We start from the raw sequence: 16910 nt of genomic DNA on the forward strand, positions 1-16910 counted from the left end.
GCACGATATGCGCTTGTTGCAGTCTTCCTGGTGCGCCACTGTGGCGTGCATGACCACACCGCACACGATCGCCGTCCTCGGCTTGGGGCGCATGGGTGGCGCGATCGCGACTCGACTCACTGCCCAGGACTGGGACGTCGTGGGCTGGACACGCTCAGGGCGCACATCAGGCGCCGTCAAGACGACCGGCGACCCGAACGAGGCAGTGGCAAGGGCCGGTCTCGTGCTCCTCGCGTTGTTCGACGGCCCGGCCTGCCAGCAGGTCCTCGACGACGTCCGTGACTCGCTGCGACCGGACACGATCGTGCTGAACACCAGCACCATCGCTCCTGCCGAGGCGTCGAATCTGGCCCGGCAGCTCGGCTCGTCCTATGTCCACGCGCCCGTGCTCGGCTCCGTGCCGGCTGCCGTCGCGGGCGCCCTGCGGATTCTCGCCGCTGCCGACCAAGAAGCGCTCGATCGAGCCCGACCGGTTCTGGAAACGCTCGGCACCGTGCGGCGCGTCGACGACGCCTCCACCGCCGCCGCGCTCAAGCTGATCGCCAACAACAGCCTCGCCGGCGCTGTCCTCGCACTGCGCGACTCACTGCGGCAAGCCGACGCCCTCGGCCTGCAGCGCGCCCAAGCGCTGGACGTCCTCGAACTCGGCCGGCTCGGTGGGCTCGTGGCCCGCAAACGCCCCTTCCTCGACAGTGAGTCGCCCGTCGGCACCGCCGACTTCACGATCGGTGCGCTGGTCAAGGACATGACTCTGCTGGCCGACGCGTCCAACACGCCTCTGCGCAGCGCCGTCGGTCTGGCTGACACCCCTGCCGCCCCCGAGGCCGACATCGCCATTGCCGCCACGGTACCCGCTGTGTCGGACGCCGTTCTCGAACCGCTCCGTGCCTACATTCGCGGACATGCCACCGGCGAGCCCACCCACTTCCGCGACGCGTTCCTGCCCACCGCCCACATCGAGGGAATCCGGGGCGGCGCTTTCGTCTCGTGGCCCCTGGATGAATACTGCGCTCTCTTTCACGGCCACTCGGCCCCGGACGAACCGAGCCGCTCTCGCCGGATCGACAGCGTCGACGTCCACGGCACTGTCGCGACCGCGACCATGACGCTCCGGCACGGCGCGGACACCTTCACCGACATCTTCCTGCTGGTCCGCGTCGGCGACAGTTGGCGCATCGCCAACAAGGCTTATCACCGGCACTCGTGAGACAGCGAGAAGCGATCCCTCGCCCGTTTCAGCGTCGCGTCAGGTTCAGGTGTTCCGGCGGGTGAAGCCGGTGTTGCCCTGGCTGGTCCCTCGGTCCACCGACCAGACTTCCGGCCCGCCCGCGAGTTCCATCTTCCTCCTCTCGGCCCCCGCCGGGGCCGGGCGCAGAGGTGTTCACCACTCGGGGTCAAGCCCCGATCCCGCCGGCGCCCACCCACTGCCATCCCACCGTCCGATCACAGTCAGGCACACGCTGGGCTGAGTTCCCGGCCTGGCAGATACAGCGACCACTCTTCAGGGGTGAAGTCTCGGTTGACGGCCCGGCAGATGCGGCGGATGGTTTCGGATGGTGTAGAGAGGTTCACGTCCCACAGTCGCACCGTCTTGTCCCAGCCGCCGGTGGCGAGGGTACGGCCGTCCGGGCTGAACGCCACCGTGAACACATGCCCGGTGTGGCCGGTGAGGGTGCGGCGGGTCTTGCCGGTGGCCACGTCCCACAGCCGTACCGTCTGATCACGGCCGCCGGTGGCGAGGGTGCGGCCGTCCGGGCTGAACGCCACCGCGTACACGGGACCGGTGTGGCCGGTGAAGGTGCGGCGAAGTTCGCCGGTGGCCACATCCCACAACCGCGCCGCATGGTCGCCGCCGCCGGTGGCGAGAGTGCGGCCGTCGGGACGGAACGCCACCGCTTCCACGGAGCCGGTGGGGCCGGTGAGGATGCGGCGGGTTCTGCCGGTGGCCACGTCCCACAGCCGTGCGGTCCCATCGCCGCTGCCGGTGGCGAGGGTGCGGCCGTCCGGGCTGAACGCCAGCGCGCCCACACCATCAGTGTGGCCGGTGAAGGTATGACGGGGTTCGCCGGTGGCCACGTCCCACAGCCGTGCGGTCCCATCGCCGCTGCCGGTGGCGAGGGTGCGGCCGTCCGGGCTGAACGCCAGCCCGCCCACACCGTCAGTGTGGCCGGTGAGGGTGTGGCGGGTTTCGCCGGTGGCCACGTCCCACAGCCGAGCCGCATGGTCGCCGCCGGTGGCGAGGGTGCGGCCGTCCGGGCTGAACGCCAGCGCGCCCACGTCCTGGGTGTGGCCGGTGAGGGTGCGGCGGACTTCTCCGGTGGCCACGTCCCACAGCCGCACCGTATCGTCCGAGCCCCCGACGGCGAGAGTGCGGCCGTCCGGACTGAACGCCACCGCGTCCACGGAGCCGGTGTGGCCGGTGAGGCTGCGGCGGACTCCGCTCCTGGTCACATCCCACAACCGCGCCGTATCGTCGAAGCTGCCGGTGGCGAGGGTACGGCCGTCGGGGCTGAACGCCACCGCAGCCACCTCGCCGGTGTGGCCGGTGAGGGTGCGGCGGACTTCTCCGGTGGTCACGTCCCACAACCGTGCCGTCTTGTCGCGACCGCCGGTGGCGAGGGTGTGGCCGTCGGGGCTGAATGCCACCGCAGCCACCTCGCCGGTGTGGCCGGTGAGGATGCGGCGGGTTCTGCCGGTGGTCACGTCCCACAGCCGCGCCGTATCGTCGTCGCTGCCGGTGGCGAGGGTGTGGCCGTCGGGGCTGAATGCCACCGCAGCCACCTCGCCGGTGTGGCCGGTGAGGATGCGGCGGACTTCTCCGGTGGTCACGTCCCACAGCCGCGCCGTCTTGTCGCGACCGCCGGTGGCGAGGGTGTGGCCGTCGGGGCTGAACGTCACCGCAGCCACGTCCTGGGTGTGGCCGGTGAGGGTGCGGCGGACTTCTCCGGTGGTCACGTCCCACAACCGAACCGCCTTGTCCTGACCGCCGGTGGCGAGGGTACGGCCGTCGGGACTGAACGCCACCGCTTCCACGGAGCCGGCGGGGCCGGTGAGGATGCGGCGGGTTTCGCCACTGGCTACGTCCCACAGCCGCACCGTCCCGGCTTGGCTGCCGGTGGCGAGGGTGCGGCCGTCGGGGCTGAACGCCACCGTGTACACGAGGCCGGTGGTGCTGATGAGGGTGCGGCGGGTTCTGCCGGTGGTCACGTCCCACAGCCGCGCCGAATGGTCGCCGCTGCCGGTGGCGAGGGTGCGGCCGTCGGGGCTGAACGCCACCGCGGACACGAGGCTGGCGTGGCCGGTGAGTGTGGTCCGCAAGGGGCGGGAGACGGCTGTGTCGAGGCTGGTGATGGCTTCGGTCGTAGGGCTGGTGCGGTAGGCCTGGACGGCCAGCAGGGACGCCAGATCGGGGTCGGTGTCCATCAGAGTGGCGGACTGCGCGGCCAACTGCCGGGACTGGGCCGTCTTCTGTGCGGTGATGGTGCTCTGGCGTTGCAGGAAGGCCAGGCCGGCGGCGATGAGGGCCAGGGTGAGCAGGCCGGTCAGGGCGATGTTGATGCGGCGGGTACGGCGAAGCGCGGCGTGCTGTCGTTGACGACTGTCGTTGAGGAAATCGGTGATGTGCGGGGGCAGACCGCGGTGCTGGGCCAAGGCGGTGCCCTCGGCGAGATCAGTGCCGTCCAGCAGGTCGCCGGGGTGACCGGTCTCGGCGTGGCGGGCCTGCTGTTCGCCGACGCGTTGGAGCCAAGTGTGGAAGTGGTGGTCGGCGGCGATCCAGTCGCGTAGGTCGGTCCAGTCGCGGACGAGTGCGTCGTGGACGAGTTCGGCGGTCGCGGCGTCGGGGGTGCCGTCAGGGCGGGGCACGGTGCGGGTGGCGATGATCCGGTGGCCGGTCAAGGCGGCCATGACCGTCTCGAAGGTCTGGTCGTCCTGCGGGGTGGCCGTGTAGGGGTCGGTGGCCAGGGCGCGCAGGTCGGTCAGGGGCACTTGGCGGCGGGTGGCCGGGATGGCGTGGGCGTCGTCGGCCGGCCGTACCAGGGCGGTCAGGATCCGCCGTGCGGTGGGGCGGTGGTCGGCGGGCATGCCGGCGAGGACTGTGTTGCACCAGGTGGTCAGGGCGCCGGTGACTTCGCCGATCCGGTCGTAGGCGCGGTGGGTGAGCCTGCCGTCCTCACGGCGCTCCCATAGCTGACTCAAGGCCAGTTGGAGGGGCGGCAGCAGGGTGACCGGTGCCTGCCGGGTGACCGAGGCGGTGGGATCGGCGGCCAGGACATCGGTGATGATGCGTTGCGCCAGGCCGTCTTCCGTACTGGCGCCCGCGGTGTGGGCGGGCCTGGTGATGATGGCGTGCAGATCCTGGATGTCCAAGGTGGCGGGGATGTTGAGCAGGCCAGGGGACGCGGCCTCCAGCAGGTCTGGGGCCCAGGCGGCCAGGCGCGCGTAGAAGTCGTCGCGCATGACCAGGATCGCGGTGACCGCCACCGATGAGCCGATCAGGGCCACGAGTTGTTCGGCAGCGGCGTGCTGTCGGGTCGGCTGCCGGCCGGCGGCGGGCTCGGTGAGTAGTTCCTCGAACTGGTCGATGACCAGCACCAGGCGCCGGTCTCCCGGCTCCGCCGCGAGTCTGCGCTCGGTCGCTGTGACGATCCCGACGCTCGTGGCGCCGGGCAGCCCGGCACGCTCCAGTTCGGCGAGCAGGTCCTGCCCGGGGCGGGCGATCACGTGCAGCCAACGGTCGCTGCCGGGCAGCCGGCCCTCGGCCAGGGCCGGCAGCACTCCTGCCTGCACCAGCGACGACTTGCCCGCACCGGAGGGTCCGAGGAGCAGCAGCCCACGACGCTGCCTGGTGAGAGCCGCCACGACGCGTTCGACCGCGGCCTCCCGGCCGTGGAACCACCCTGCGTGCTCGGCGGTGAACGGCTCAAGACCGCGGTAGGGGTGCACCTGCTGCTCGGCCAGGTCGGGCCATACCTGGCGCAGCACCTGGGTGGGGGTCGCGTAGGCGACTGCGACGCCGCGGGCGTGGGAGTCGGGGGCGGTGATGGCGGTGACCATGCCGATCACCAGGCCGGTGACCTCATCGAGCACCGGTCCTCCGCTGAATCCCGTGGTCAGGTCGTTGGCGTCGGCCAGTTGCAGAAGGAGGCCCGCACTGCTGGGGAGCAGGTCACCGGCTGTGCCGTAGCCGAAGTGGCCGCCGGCAGGTGCCTGGGAGGGGAATCCGTAGGACCGGATGCGGTGTCCGCGGCAGCCTGCCGCGGACCCCAGCCGCACCGGTCGGGCACCCGTCGGGGCGCTGTCCAGGCGCACGACCGCGAGGTCCTCGGCCCGCGGTCCGCGCCACGACGCGGACAGCACGTGCCCGGTCAGGTGTGGGCTGCCGGGCAGGTGCGGGAAAGTCAGTCGCACGCGCCCGCCGGGCTCCTGGCCGGCAGCCTGGACGACGTGTGCGCAGGTGACGACGGTATCCTCGGCGACGAGAAAACCCGTCCCGGCCGTCCGGCCGTCCTCGGCGAGGACTCGGGCAATTGCGTCGAGCACTGCTGGCCGCTCCTGCCCGGCTGCCTCCCGGCCCGTGTCATCGGTGGCAGTCATGCCTCCCACCCCCAGGCTGCCGTCACAGCGCACCGTCAGGGGACTCCTGACGGTTCCACACCACTCTGACTTGCAGATGCACCGCCGATTCACTCTTGGCGATGACGGCTCCGGCCTGAGCCGACAGGTCCACCCCGAACTCCACCTCGATTTCATCCGGACCGGCCTGCCGTAACTGCTCCAGCACCGCCCGCGCGGTCTCCCGCACGGGTACCAGCGCCTGCTGCACAGTTTGCGGCAGCTCCCGCACCGCATCCGCGACGCGCCCGGCCTTCACCGGTCCATCCACCTCCGGCGCGGCCTCGACCAGCACCACGCCCCCGCCCTCCAGTGGAAGCCGCACGAAACTCTGCACCTGCACCCCTGTACGTCGTATCCGGACCACCGCGTTGGACGCGGACGGACGAAGACACTACCCCGCCCGCTCCCCGCGCAGACCGGGTAGACGGCGACTTGGCTGTCACAGCCGGCTCAAGGACGAAGGGCTGGACGCGGTGCGCCGGGCGGGCTTGGGGGTGACCTCGACCAGGCGCCGTGCTGAATGAGTGGAGCTGCGGGTGAGGGAAGCGTTGGCCGAGCAGGGGGGCACTGTGCTGTTCAAGGCCGATGCCGAGCGCATGCGCGAGGACACGAAGCCATGGACATTGGTGAACGGTGACGAGCCCGCATACGCCTGGAGACCGCGGCCTTGGCGGGTGTCGGCGCCAGCCTGAGGAGCTCGCGGGCCTCGGGCCGGCACAGCCTGTTGGTGCGCATGGCGAAGGCTTCCGGAGCGGCGGGGCAGAGGGAACGATGCCGTGCGTCCGCCCGGTGCGCACACCTTTCCTGTCACCGTGGGGAGCGCACAAGCCGATCGGCGCATGCGGTCCCGCATGCGCCGATCGGCTTGGCCTGGCTCGGCCTGACTCAATGGTTACTTGATGTAGACGAGGCCGTCAGTGGTGACGGTGGGGCGGCCGCTGGTGCCCACGACGACGATCTTGATCGTGTGCTTGGCGCTGCTGGACCAGCTCTTGGTCCAGATCGCCTGCCGGTACAGGGTGGTCGCCGACTTGAGGTCGACAGTGGCGACCTTGGTGCCGTCGACGTAGACGTACGCTTGGCCGGAGCTGGAGGCCCGGGACACCACCCAGGCCGCGGAGCGGCCGGTGAAGGTCCAGCTGAGGTCGGCGCCCTTGGAGGCGCTGGAGTAGGACTTGCCCCCGAGGTAGCTGGTGGACGACCGGCTGGTCCACGTGCCGGTCTTCGCGGCGGAGCTCTCCTGAAGGATCACAGGGGTATAGGCCGGGGAGGAGGTGCGGTAGTTGCCGGCGTAGTCGTAGGCCCGCATCGACCAGGTCGTGGCGGTCCCGGACTTGGCGGTGCGGCTGGAGCTGGTGGTGGTCGGGTTGAACGTCGCCGTGGTCGGGGACAGCAGCTTCACGCTCTGCAGCGCCTTGTCGTCGGTGGCCTTCCAGCCGAGAGTGACAGGCACGGCGGACGTGTTGACGGTGCCGGCACGCAGGGAGAGCTGCGGAGTGGTGGTGAAGGTCGGTGCGGTCGTCTCCGCCACGACGTTCAGCGCGGAGCTGGTCGCGGTCTTGCCGGACTGGTGTACGGCCCGCACGGCGATGGTGTGGCTGCCGAGGGGCAGGGTGGCGCCGACGGAGGTGGCGGTGCCGGAGGTGGTGGCCACGGTCTTGCCGTCGACGAGCAGTTGGAAGCTCTTGATGAGCGAGCCAGGTGTGGTGGCTTTCCAGTGCGCGGTGATCGCGCCCTTGGTGTAGTAGGTCGATCCGGACGCGGTCGCGCCGCCCAGTGAGGTGACCTTCAGGCCCTGTACCGGTCCGGCCGCCCAGGCCCGGATGGTCGGCAGCTGGGGGTAGAGGGAGTTTCCGGGGCATTGGGTGTTGTAGCCGTCGCGGTGGCCGGAGATCCGCTGGAAGGTGTAGGCGCTTCCTGCGGTGAAACTGGTGCTGAAGTAGTTCTTCTGGGTGGCTCCGGCGGTGAGCTGGGTGGTGCCGGCCGGGTCGGCGCCGTACTGGCCGAGCTTCCAGGCCGCCAGACGGGCGATCGAGGCCAGCGCGGCGTTGGAGGCGCTGGTGGTGGTGTAGTCGCCGAGGACTGCGATGCCCGCGGCCTCACGGTTCCAGCCGTAGGTGTGGGCGCCCAGCACGGGCAGGTCCACACCGCCCTTGCGGCCCTCGAAGAGGGTGCCGCACTTGTCGACGAGGAAGTTGTAGCCGATGTCCTTCCAGCCCTCGACCTGTACGTGGTAGGCGTAGATGCTCCGCACGATCGACGGTGAGTCGGCGCAGGAGTAGTCGTTGGCGCCGTCGGTGTGATGGACGAACACGGCCTTCACGTCCGCGTTGTACTCCGGCGCCTGCGGGCTGATCGACTCGTCGGCGCCCCAGCCTGCGCGGTCGACGATCGGCGGCTCGGGCACAGTGGACGGCGGCGCGGTCGGCCTGGTGGGCGACGGGCTCGCCGTGGCGGAGGCGGAGGCCGAGGCGGAGTCCGAGTCGGTGGGAGTGGCCGTGGACGTGGTGGTGTCCGTCGGGGCCGGGGCCGGGGACGTGGCGGTCTGGCCATCCGTGGGCGTCACGGTGGTGCCGTCGCTGGGAGAGACAGGATCGGCGGGGGTGCTGCTGCTCGTGGCGTCGGGGCTTCCCTCTGCGACGAACGCGGCCGGCTCGCTGCCGGGCGCCTTGGCCTCGGCATCGGTCACCACGCCCGGATCGACCAGGTTGACCTCCAGTCCCTTGGGCAGGGCAGTGGTGGTGCCGTTCTTGCGGACGACCTGTACCTGAACACCGTTGGAGGACCCGACCCACAGCGGCTCGGACGCGCCGCGTACGCGGCGTCCCGGCTTCTCCAGCGGATCCACGTTCAGTTCCAGGTCGCGCCAGGCGCTCCACTCCCCGGTCGCCGTGCTGCGGGTGCGCACCTGCGCCGTGCCGTGCAGCCGCGTGGTGGCACCCGTCCAGGAGACGCCGAGCATCGAGAACTGCGAGGTGTCCGTGCGCGCCAGATCCTGCCGGTCGGCAGCGGCGCCTTTCAGTGCGAGGGCGTAGACCTTGACCGGCCGCTTGGCCCGGCCGGTCGCGCCGGGATCGGCCGACGGGCTGGCGACGGCGTAGGTCACCCCTCCGCCTCCCAGCACCACGGCACCCAGCGTCAGCCACACCCGGCGTCTCAGGTTCAGCGGTCTGTACGCATGCGACGTACGACGGCTCACGACGTATCCACCCCACACAAGGCCCGCGAATGGGCCGTAGAAGAAGAACACAGGAAGCACACCCGTCACATGGGCGGCTCATCCGTCCAGCGCACCCCGGCCGTCAAACATCACGGGCCCCGGGAATATTGTGATGTAGATCACTTCTACTCGTGCGGGCGCCACCAGCGGTCGGGGCCTGGACGTCAGGGGGCTACGGCGTCGGTGTCTGCCCGGGGCCGGGTGCGTACCAAGAGCGGACGTGCACTCTGTACCAGCCGCCGACGCCGAGGAAATCGCCGAGGCCGCCCTCTTCCTGGCTTCGGACGCCTCCTCGTTCGTCACCGGCGCCGGACTCTTCGCCGACGGCGGCTACACCCGGGCCTGATCGACACCCTGCTCGCGGTAGTCGTGCCCGATCCGCCAGCGCCTCTTCGCGCATCGCACCAGGCCGACGATCGGGGTGGGGGGCAGGCAGGTTGGTCACCGGTAGCCGGTCGACTCGTCGGCTTCTTCGGGCTGTTCGGCCAGACCGGATCGAGGGGCTGGCCGCGCACCTGCGAGGCACCGAGACGACGGTGGTGACCGGCCTGCGCGGCAGCGCGAGGCCGGTGGTCCCCGCGCAGCGCGTACCCGGCCCGGCACGGGGCCGCGCCCCGGCGCCCGGCGACTGGCCCGGACGGGCGGGACACCACCGGCGCCGGCCGCACGGAGGCGCCCCGGAGGGCGGCTCGGGGCCGAGGTCCGTGCCCGGTTCCGGGCACCCGTGCCGCTGCCGGACACGGTCGACTACGGCGCGGACGGCGACGGGCGCTCCACCCTGCGGGGCCTGTCCGGCAGGCTCCACGCAGGCTCCACCTGTCCGGCGGGGTACGTCCGCTGTTCGTGAGCAACTTCCCGGGAAGAAAGCGGAGTTGAACCGCCCGATGGGCCGTACGCTGCCTTGTGTGACGAGACTTGTGCCAACGGGGACGGGAGCCGCCGTGCTGACGGCGGTGCTGCTGGGAGCACTTACCGGTTGCGGAAGCGACGGTCCGGACGCGCTGGAGAAGGAACTGGGCCGCAAATGCCAGGGCCGGGTGGCGGCCGACAGCGTGGATGTGAGGCTGGCCGAGGGAGTGACCGCCGAGGTCGTCTCCTCCTGGCATCCAGACGGCCAGGGCCAGTGCTGGGTGAACGCGAGGGGCAGGAGCAGCTTCTTCGAGCCGTTCGCCCTGGAGGTCACCGCCGCCACCGACGCCGCGGGCGCCGAGAAGGCCCGCCGCGAACTCTGCTCCACCATCCGCGCCGACGCCGACGCCTACCTGCTCTACGCCGGCAGTCGGGACCACTGCTCGGCCTACTCGCTGAAGACCGGCGAGTACGTGGCACACGGCGCGGTCGGCCGCTACAACGCCTCGATACACATCCTCGGGGTGCGCCCCGTCGACGGTGTCGACGCGCCCCAGAAGAAGGCGCGCGAGGAGTTCGAGCGGGTGATGGGCGACCTGCGTGAGCACTACCAGCGCTGACACCGGCCGCCCGCGCCGCCTGGAGCCAACGGGCGCCCTCTCCCGTGGTCGCGGCCGGCACAAAGATCGGACTTCGACGCGAGCGGGGCGTAGGCCGAACGGGACCGGGCCCGGCGCACCGGGGACTGCTGGAGCGAGGTCCGCCGGGTCCTGCTGACCCGCGAGCAGACCATCGAGTACGAGCTGCTGCCGGCCGAGGGCAAGCACGGCGACCCCGGATGGCTTGCCTTCGCCGCCCGCTGCGGCTTCGGCCCCCAGCACCCGGTGCAGGGGGAAGTTCGTCTCCGCTCGTGTCCGTCACGGCACGGCCGGCGCGATGGCCGGGCCGGGCCGGGTCGGCGCGGCGGGCGACAACGCTGCCTGGAGGGCTTCTTCGCACTACCGCGGAAGAACGTCCTCGACCGCCGCACCTGGGCCACCCGCCACGTCCGTCACCCCGGTCGGCTCGTCGACCGGGGTGACGATGACGTCGGTTGGGGTACCGCCGGAGACGTCGGGGGACTCACACCATGCGCAGGGTCCAGCTCCAGCGGTGCACCCCCGGTGTGACGAGGTAGGCGGGGAAGGTGTCGGGGCCGCAGGAGGCCGTACCGAGGCCCCGGTGTGCGGCGTCGATGTGAACCACGCAGCCGGTCCGCGGCGCGAGTTCGTCGTGGTGCGCGGCGGCGGTGAGGTCCTCGGCGCGGTAGCGGGTGACGGAGACCTGGCGGGGCTCGTCCAGCTCGACCGCGAGTCCGGTGGCGTCGGGCGACGACAGCGTGAACCGCCGTACGCCGTGCCGGCCGCCGCTTTCCTGGGGGCGCAGGTACGGGGTGAACAGGTCGTCGACGGGCAGTGCGTGGTGGCCGACCGGTGCCCCGGCGGCCCGGTCCGGGTACGACTCCCAGGGACCCTGTCCGAACCACTCCAGCAGACCGAGCCCGGCCACCGTCTCGAAGACCGAGCCGATCCGGGCCACGTCGTGGAACTCCTCGGGCAGCTCGGCCGACTCGTCGACCCGGACGCCGCCCTCGACGGGCGTGAACTCCTGCCGGTGCCGGACCACCCCGAGCGTGCACGCGTATTCAGCCTCCACGGTCACCCGTTCGCCGTCCCGGTGCACGGAGACCACCTCGCGCACCAGCCGGTCCAGGCCCCAGGCGCGCCAGCGCGTCGCCATCCCGCCCAGCTCGTCGTTGTCGGTGGGCGCACGCCACAGCGACAGCGTCGGGGCGGTGGTCAGCAGCGGGTGGCGCAGCAGGCCCTCGGCGTCCACGTCGACGGCCGGCCCGGCCACGACCGGCTGCCTCGGCGCGTCCGCCGCCCGCAACCGGATCTGGGGCGCGCACACCTCCGTACCGGCCGGTGCCCACGCCTGGTCCTCGGCGGTCGTCACCCGCAGCGTCAGCCACGCCTCGCCGCCGTCGGCCGGCACCGTGAACGGCAGCGGTACGGCCGCGGTCTCACCCGGCCGCAGATCGGGCAGTCCGGCCGGGCCGGTCAGGGTACGGCCGTCGGCCAGCGCCAGTTCCCAGGTGCCGGTCAGCCAGTCCAGGCCGCGGAAGTGCTGGTGGTTGGCGAGGACGATGCCCTCGTGCCCGAGGGATCGGATGCGGACCGGTGCCGCGATCTCCCGGTGCTCGTACATAGCGGGCTTGGGGGTGCGGTCGGGGAAGACGATCCCGTCCGCGACGAACGACCCGTCGTGCACGGTCTCGCCGAAGTCACCGCCGTACGCCCAACGGTGGCCGGGCGCGGCGACACCGTTGCCGTACAGTCCGGCGTCCGCGCGCCCGACCGGCCTGCCGTCGCTCACGCGCTGGAGGATTCCGTGGTCCCAGAACTCCCAGATGAACCCGCCCTGAAGGCCCTCGGTGGCCTCGATGGCGGCCCAGTGGTCGGCCAGCGTGCCGTTGCTGTTGCCCATCGCATGCGAGTACTCGCACTGGATCAGCGGCTTGGTCTGCTGCCCGGACAGCGCGTGGGCCAGGCAGTCCTCCAGCGGCGCGTACATGGGGCAGGCGATGTCGGACGCCACGCCCGGGTCCGCCCAGCCGCGCTTGGCCGCGCCCTCGTACTGGATCGGCCGGGTGGGATCGCGCCGGCGCACCCAGCCCGCCGCCGCGTCGTGGTTGGCGCCGTAGTCGGACTCGTTGCCCAGCGACCAGACGATGACCGAGGGGTGGTTCCTGTCGCGCAGCACCATGCGCGAGACGCGATCCACGAAGGCGTTCAGGTAGCGCGGGTCGTCGGCGATCTCATGGGCGTGGTCGTGGGACTCGATGTCCGCCTCGTCGACGACGTAGAAGCCCAGTTCGTCGGCGAGGTCGTACAGCCACGGGTCGTTCGGGTAGTGCGAGGTGCGGATCGCGTTGAAGCCGAACCGCTTCAGCAGCACCAGGTCCGCGCGCATGTCGTCGTACGACACCGTCCGCCCGGTCAGCGGATGGAAGTCGTGCCGGTTGACGCCGCGGATGAAGACCCGCTCGCCGTTGACCAGCAGGTCCCGGCCGACGATGTCGACGTCCCGGAAGCCGATGCGGTGGTGCGAGGAGTCGGCGACCGTGCCGTCCGGGCGGTGCAGCCGTACGGTCAGTCCGTACAGCTCGGGCTGCTCCGCGTTCCAGGTGCGCACCTCGGGCACGACGGCGCGGATACGGACCTCGCCCAGGAAGTCGGAGACCCGCTCGTCCTCGGCGTTGAGCCGGTCGAACTCGGTGTCCTGGGCCAGGAGTTCACCGTCCAGTTCGCCGGTGACGTACCAGCCCTCGGGCAGCGCCCGGTCGCCCGCCGCGTTGCGCACCAGGCAGTCCACGCGCAGGTCGCCGTCCTGGCGTGCCCGTACGGTCACGTCCGCGAGGTGCAGGGGGTCGGTCGTGTACAGCAGCACGGAACGGGTGATCCCGCCGTGCCACCACTGGTCCTGGTCCTCGATGTGCGTGGCGTCGGACCACTTGGCCACCGTCAGCCGTACGACCGACGGCTCACCGGGGCGCACCACGTCGGTCAGGTCGAACTCGGCGGCCAGGTGGGAGTCCTTGGAGATCCCGACGGGCCGTCCGTCGACGTGCACCAGCAGTACGCTCTCGGCTGCCCCGACGTGCAGGACGATCCGGCGGCCGGCCCAGTCGGCGGGGACGTCCACGTGTCGTTCGTACACACCGGTGGGATTGGCGGCGGGCGACTGCGGAGGGAATTCCGCGTACGGCATACGGACATTGGTGTACTGCGGCAGGTCGTCGGTGTCCTGCATGGTCCACGCGCCCGGGACGTGTGCCGTCGACCAAGTGCCGTGGACCGTCGCCTCCGGCGTCGGCAGGAGCTGGAAGCGCCAGTCGCCGTCCAGGGACAGGGCGCCGGAGCGCCGGTCGACGGCGTTCATGGGCAGCCGCCCCCAGGAGGTCACCTCGGGTGCCTGCCAGGGGCGCAGTGCCAGGAGCGGGTCCGTCAACGGATGGCTCCCTTGCCGAGGTCGCCGATGATCTGCTTGGCGCCGATCGCGAAGACGATCAGCAGCGGGACGAGGGCGAGGAGCGCGCCGGTCACGACGATTCCGTAGTCGGTGGTGCCGTGCGTGCCGTTGAGCTGGGACAGGGCCACCTGGAGGGTGACGTTGCGGGGGTTGGTGAGGGCGATCAGGGGCCAGGCGTAGTCGTTCCACTGGCCCATGAAGGTGAAGATGCCGAGGAAGGCCAGGCCGGGCCGGACCACCGGCAGGGCCACGTGCCAGTACTGGCGCAGGAAGTTCGCGCCGTCGATGCGGGAGGCGTCGAGGAGTTCGTCGTGGATGGCGCCCCTCATGTACTGGCGCATCCAGAAGATGCCGAACGCGTTGGCCGCGGCGGGCACGATCAGCGAGGTCATCGTGCCGATCCAGCCCAGCTTCGCCATGATCACGAACTGCGGGATGGCGGACAGCTGCGCCGGCACCATGAAGATGAGCATCAGCAGCGCGAACAGCACGTTCTTGCCGGGGAAGTCGAACTTGGCGAAGACGAAGGCCGCCAGCGAGTCGAAGAACAGGACCAGGAAGGTCACCGAGCCCGCCACCAGCAGCGAGTTCCCCATCGAGCCGAAGAAGGCGACGCTGTGGAAGAGGTTGCGGACGTTCTCCAGGAAGTGCGAGCCCGGCAGCAGCTTCGGGGGATAGGCGAAGATCTCCGACGACGTGTGCGTCGACATGATGACGGCCCAGTAGAACGGGAAGGCCGACAGCAGCAGACCGACGATGAGTACGGCGTGCAGCGCGATGCCCCGGGTGCGGGTTCCCCGGATGCGCCCGTGCCCGCGGGTTCCTTGGATGGATGCCATGGTGATCGGCCTTCCTAGTCTTCGCCCCGGCGCTGCACCAGGCGCCAGTTGATGATCGAGAAGAGGATGACGACGAGGAAGACGCCCCACGCCACGGCGGCTCCGTAGCCGAAGTCGTTGTTGTCGAAGGTCTGCTGGAAGAAGTAGAGGACCATCGTGCGGCCCGCGTGGCCGGGACCGCCGGAGAACGTGGACTCGTTGGCGGTGTTCTGGAGCAGCACCTGCGGTTCGGAGAAGCTCTGGAGGCCGGTCACCGTGGACACGACGAGCACGAACAGCAGCACCGGCCGCAGCATCGGCAGCGTGATCCGGAAGAAGGTCTGCACGGGACCGGCGCCGTCCATGCGGGCCGCCTCGTACAGCTCGCTCGGGATGGTCTGGAGGCCGGCCAGGAAGATGATCGCGTTGTAGCCGGTCCACTGCCAGGTCATCAGCGTGGCGATGGCGATCTTGATGCCCCACGGCGTGTTCAGCCACGCCACCTGATCGAGGCCGACCGCCTGCAAGAGGGCGTTCACCAGGCCGAAGTTGGTGGAGAAGACCGAGCCGAAGACGATCGCGACGGCCACCACCGAGGTGACGTTCGGCAGGAAGTAGGCGAAGCGGTAGACGTTCTTGAAGCGGACCGCCGAGTTGAGCATCACGGCCGTCACCATCGCCAGGAAGATCATGGGGAAGGTGGCCAGCGCCCAGATGACGATGGTGTTCCCGACCGACTGCCAGAAGTCGCTGTCGCTCAGCAGGTACCGGTACTGCGACAGGCCCGCCCACTCCATCGAGCCGAGGCCGTCCCAGCGGTGAAGGGAGACGTAGAGCGAGAAGCCGACCGGGATCAGGCCGAAACAGAGGAAGAGGAGGTAGAAGGGGGAGATCGCGGCGTAGAGGTGCCAGTACCTGCGCAGACCCGTGCGGGGGCGGCCGGCCGGGAGGCTCTCCACGGTCGGCGCGGGCTTCTCGAGTGCGGTGGCCATCAGTAGCTCACCCCCAGGTGCTTGGCGATCCGGCGGCACTTGCCCATGGCGTCACTCCAGGCCTTCTCCGGGTCCTTGCCGAGGACGCCGACGTTCTTGATCTCGTCGAGGATGGGCTGCGAGAGCGCCACGTCGTACGGGCTGTTGTAGGCGACCACGATCTTCTGCGCGGCGGGGCCGAAGACGTCGGTGGTGACCTGACCGCCGAAGAAGGGGTCCGGCTCCCGCAGTTGCCTCATGTCGTACGTGGCGGGCGTGGAGGGGAACAGACCCGCATCGACGTACCCCTGGGCCTGGTTGGCGGCGTTCAGGATCCAGGTGATGATCCGGAACGCCTGCTCGGGCTCCCGGCACGCCTTGGTGATCGACAGGAACGATCCGCCGTTGTTGGAGGGCCGGACCGGCATCTGCGCCACGCGCCACTTGCCCTTGGTCTTCGGCACCCCGCTCTTGAGGTCGTACGTCGCCCACGAGGCGCCGAGCTGGCTGGGCAGCTTGCCGTCCTGCACGGCCGACAGCTGGTCCGGTGTGCCGGTGACCAGGTCGGACACGATCCTCCGCTGCTTGGCCTCCACGGCCAGCGCCCAGGCGTCGCGTACATGTGCCTGGTCGCCGATGAAGTGCCGGTCCTTGTCGACGTACCGCTTGCTGCCTTGCTGCACGACGTTGGTGAAGACGGACGTGATGTCGGTGAGCAGGCAGGTCCCCGGGATCCGCCTCCTCAGCTGCTCGCCGGCCGCGAAGAACTTCTCCCAGGTGTTCAGCTCCCGGGAGACGTCGTCGGGTTCGTAGGGCAGCCCCGCCTTCTGGAAGACGCTGTACTGGTACAAGTGCGCGACCGGCCCGCAGTCGATCGGGAACCCGACCATCGTGCCGTCGTCGGCGAGACCCTGCTCCCACTTCCACGGCAGGTACCGGCTCTTGTACGTGTCGGCGCCCAAGGTCCTGAGGTCGACGAACTGGTCGGCGTCGGGCAGGTAGGACGCCATGTCCTCGCCCTTGAGGCCCGCGATGTCGGGAATGTGGGCGCGGCCGGTCATGGTGGTGAGCAGCTTCGACCGGTAGTAGCCGCCGATCTTGATGGCCTGCAGGTCGACGTGCGCTTCATACCGGGCCTTCGCCTTCCGGACGACCGTGTCGCCGAGCCCGCCGTCCCAGTACCACAGGACCATGTTCCGGCCGGTGGAACCGGTCGGGACGGCACAGCCGGACGCCAGGCCGCCGAGCGCCGTGGCGGCCGTGCCGGCCAGGCCCGCGCGCAGCAGGCCTCTACGTGAGAGCCGCACAGCTCCCACCGCCTTTCGGATCTTTTCGTGACTTCGCATGAGCGTGGGGGTGGGGGTG

At 70.6% G+C, this 16910-nt stretch carries 9 protein-coding genes and 1 pseudogene; 3 read left to right on the top strand and 7 right to left on the bottom strand.

The features are described from left to right. Positions 1–7 precede the first annotated feature (7 nt). Positions 8–1207, top strand: coding sequence for a nuclear transport factor 2 family protein (locus IE273_RS35320; RefSeq protein WP_506005279.1), 1200 nt, complete (start codon positions 8–10; stop codon positions 1205–1207). 242 nt (positions 1208–1449) lie between these two features. Here the strand turns inward: IE273_RS35320 and IE273_RS44785 are convergent, their stop codons facing one another. The 3 genes from IE273_RS44785 to IE273_RS35335 all read right to left on the bottom strand — a co-directional run bounded on the left by IE273_RS44785 (position 1450) and on the right by IE273_RS35335 (position 8776). Continuing rightward, entirely contained in the window at positions 1450–5595 is a 4146-nt protein-coding gene (locus IE273_RS44785; RefSeq protein WP_189819215.1) for an nSTAND1 domain-containing NTPase, read from the bottom strand. A 22-nt stretch (positions 5596–5617) separates the two neighbouring features. Beyond that, complete coding sequence (locus tag IE273_RS35330) at positions 5618–5950, bottom strand: CU044_2847 family protein (protein WP_189819216.1); 333 nt, start codon at positions 5948–5950, stop codon at positions 5618–5620. A gap of 558 nt (positions 5951–6508) precedes the next feature. Continuing rightward, positions 6509–8776, bottom strand: coding sequence for a peptidoglycan recognition protein family protein (locus tag IE273_RS35335; protein ID WP_189819248.1), 2268 nt, complete (start codon positions 8774–8776; stop codon positions 6509–6511). A 298-nt stretch (positions 8777–9074) separates the two neighbouring features. Between IE273_RS35335 and IE273_RS35340 the strand changes: the two are divergent. Together IE273_RS35340 and IE273_RS35345 are read left to right on the top strand one after the other, a co-directional pair. Continuing rightward, a pseudogene (locus IE273_RS35340) lies at positions 9075–9182 on the top strand (SDR family oxidoreductase); the annotation flags it as partial. Positions 9183–9741: 559 nt separating this feature from the next. Further along, entirely contained in the window at positions 9742–10305 is a 564-nt protein-coding gene (locus IE273_RS35345) for a hypothetical protein (protein WP_189819217.1), read from the top strand. Positions 10306–10807: 502 nt separating this feature from the next. Here the strand turns inward: IE273_RS35345 and IE273_RS35350 are convergent. The 4 genes from IE273_RS35350 to IE273_RS35365 are packed head-to-tail and all read right to left on the bottom strand — an operon-like array spanning position 10808 to position 16852. Further along, positions 10808–13735 (bottom strand): glycoside hydrolase family 2 TIM barrel-domain containing protein, encoded by a 2928-nt coding sequence (locus IE273_RS35350; protein WP_189819218.1) that lies wholly within the window; start codon positions 13733–13735, stop codon positions 10808–10810. Then, a complete protein-coding gene (locus IE273_RS35355) occupies positions 13732–14595 on the bottom strand; it encodes a carbohydrate ABC transporter permease (RefSeq protein ID WP_189819219.1) in 864 nt (287 codons plus the stop codon). The genes IE273_RS35350 and IE273_RS35355 overlap by 4 nt, the downstream gene beginning before the upstream one ends. 14 nt (positions 14596–14609) lie before the next feature. Next, complete coding sequence (locus IE273_RS35360) at positions 14610–15566, bottom strand: carbohydrate ABC transporter permease (protein ID WP_189819220.1); 957 nt, start codon at positions 15564–15566, stop codon at positions 14610–14612. Then, complete coding sequence (locus IE273_RS35365; RefSeq protein WP_189819221.1) at positions 15566–16852, bottom strand: ABC transporter substrate-binding protein; 1287 nt, start codon at positions 16850–16852, stop codon at positions 15566–15568. Before IE273_RS35365 ends, IE273_RS35360 begins: the two co-directional genes overlap by 1 nt. Positions 16853–16910: the final 58 nt, after the last annotated feature.

The organism is Streptomyces olivaceoviridis (genome assembly GCF_014650115.1).
GTDB classification, from domain to species: domain Bacteria; phylum Actinomycetota; class Actinomycetes; order Streptomycetales; family Streptomycetaceae; genus Streptomyces; species Streptomyces olivaceoviridis.

Bases quoted from the DNA above. Each gene is read 5' to 3' on its own strand.
- IE273_RS35355 (WP_189819219.1), bottom strand. From the start codon at position 14,595: ATGGCATCCATCCAAGGAACCCGCGGGCACGGGCGCATCCGGGGAACC.
- IE273_RS44785 (WP_189819215.1), bottom strand. From the start codon at position 5,595: ATGACTGCCACCGATGACACGGGCCGGGAGGCAGCCGGGCAGGAGCGG.
- IE273_RS35320 (WP_506005279.1), top strand. From the start codon at position 8: ATGCGCTTGTTGCAGTCTTCCTGGTGCGCCACTGTGGCGTGCATGACC.
- IE273_RS35360 (WP_189819220.1), bottom strand. From the start codon at position 15,566: ATGGCCACCGCACTCGAGAAGCCCGCGCCGACCGTGGAGAGCCTCCCG.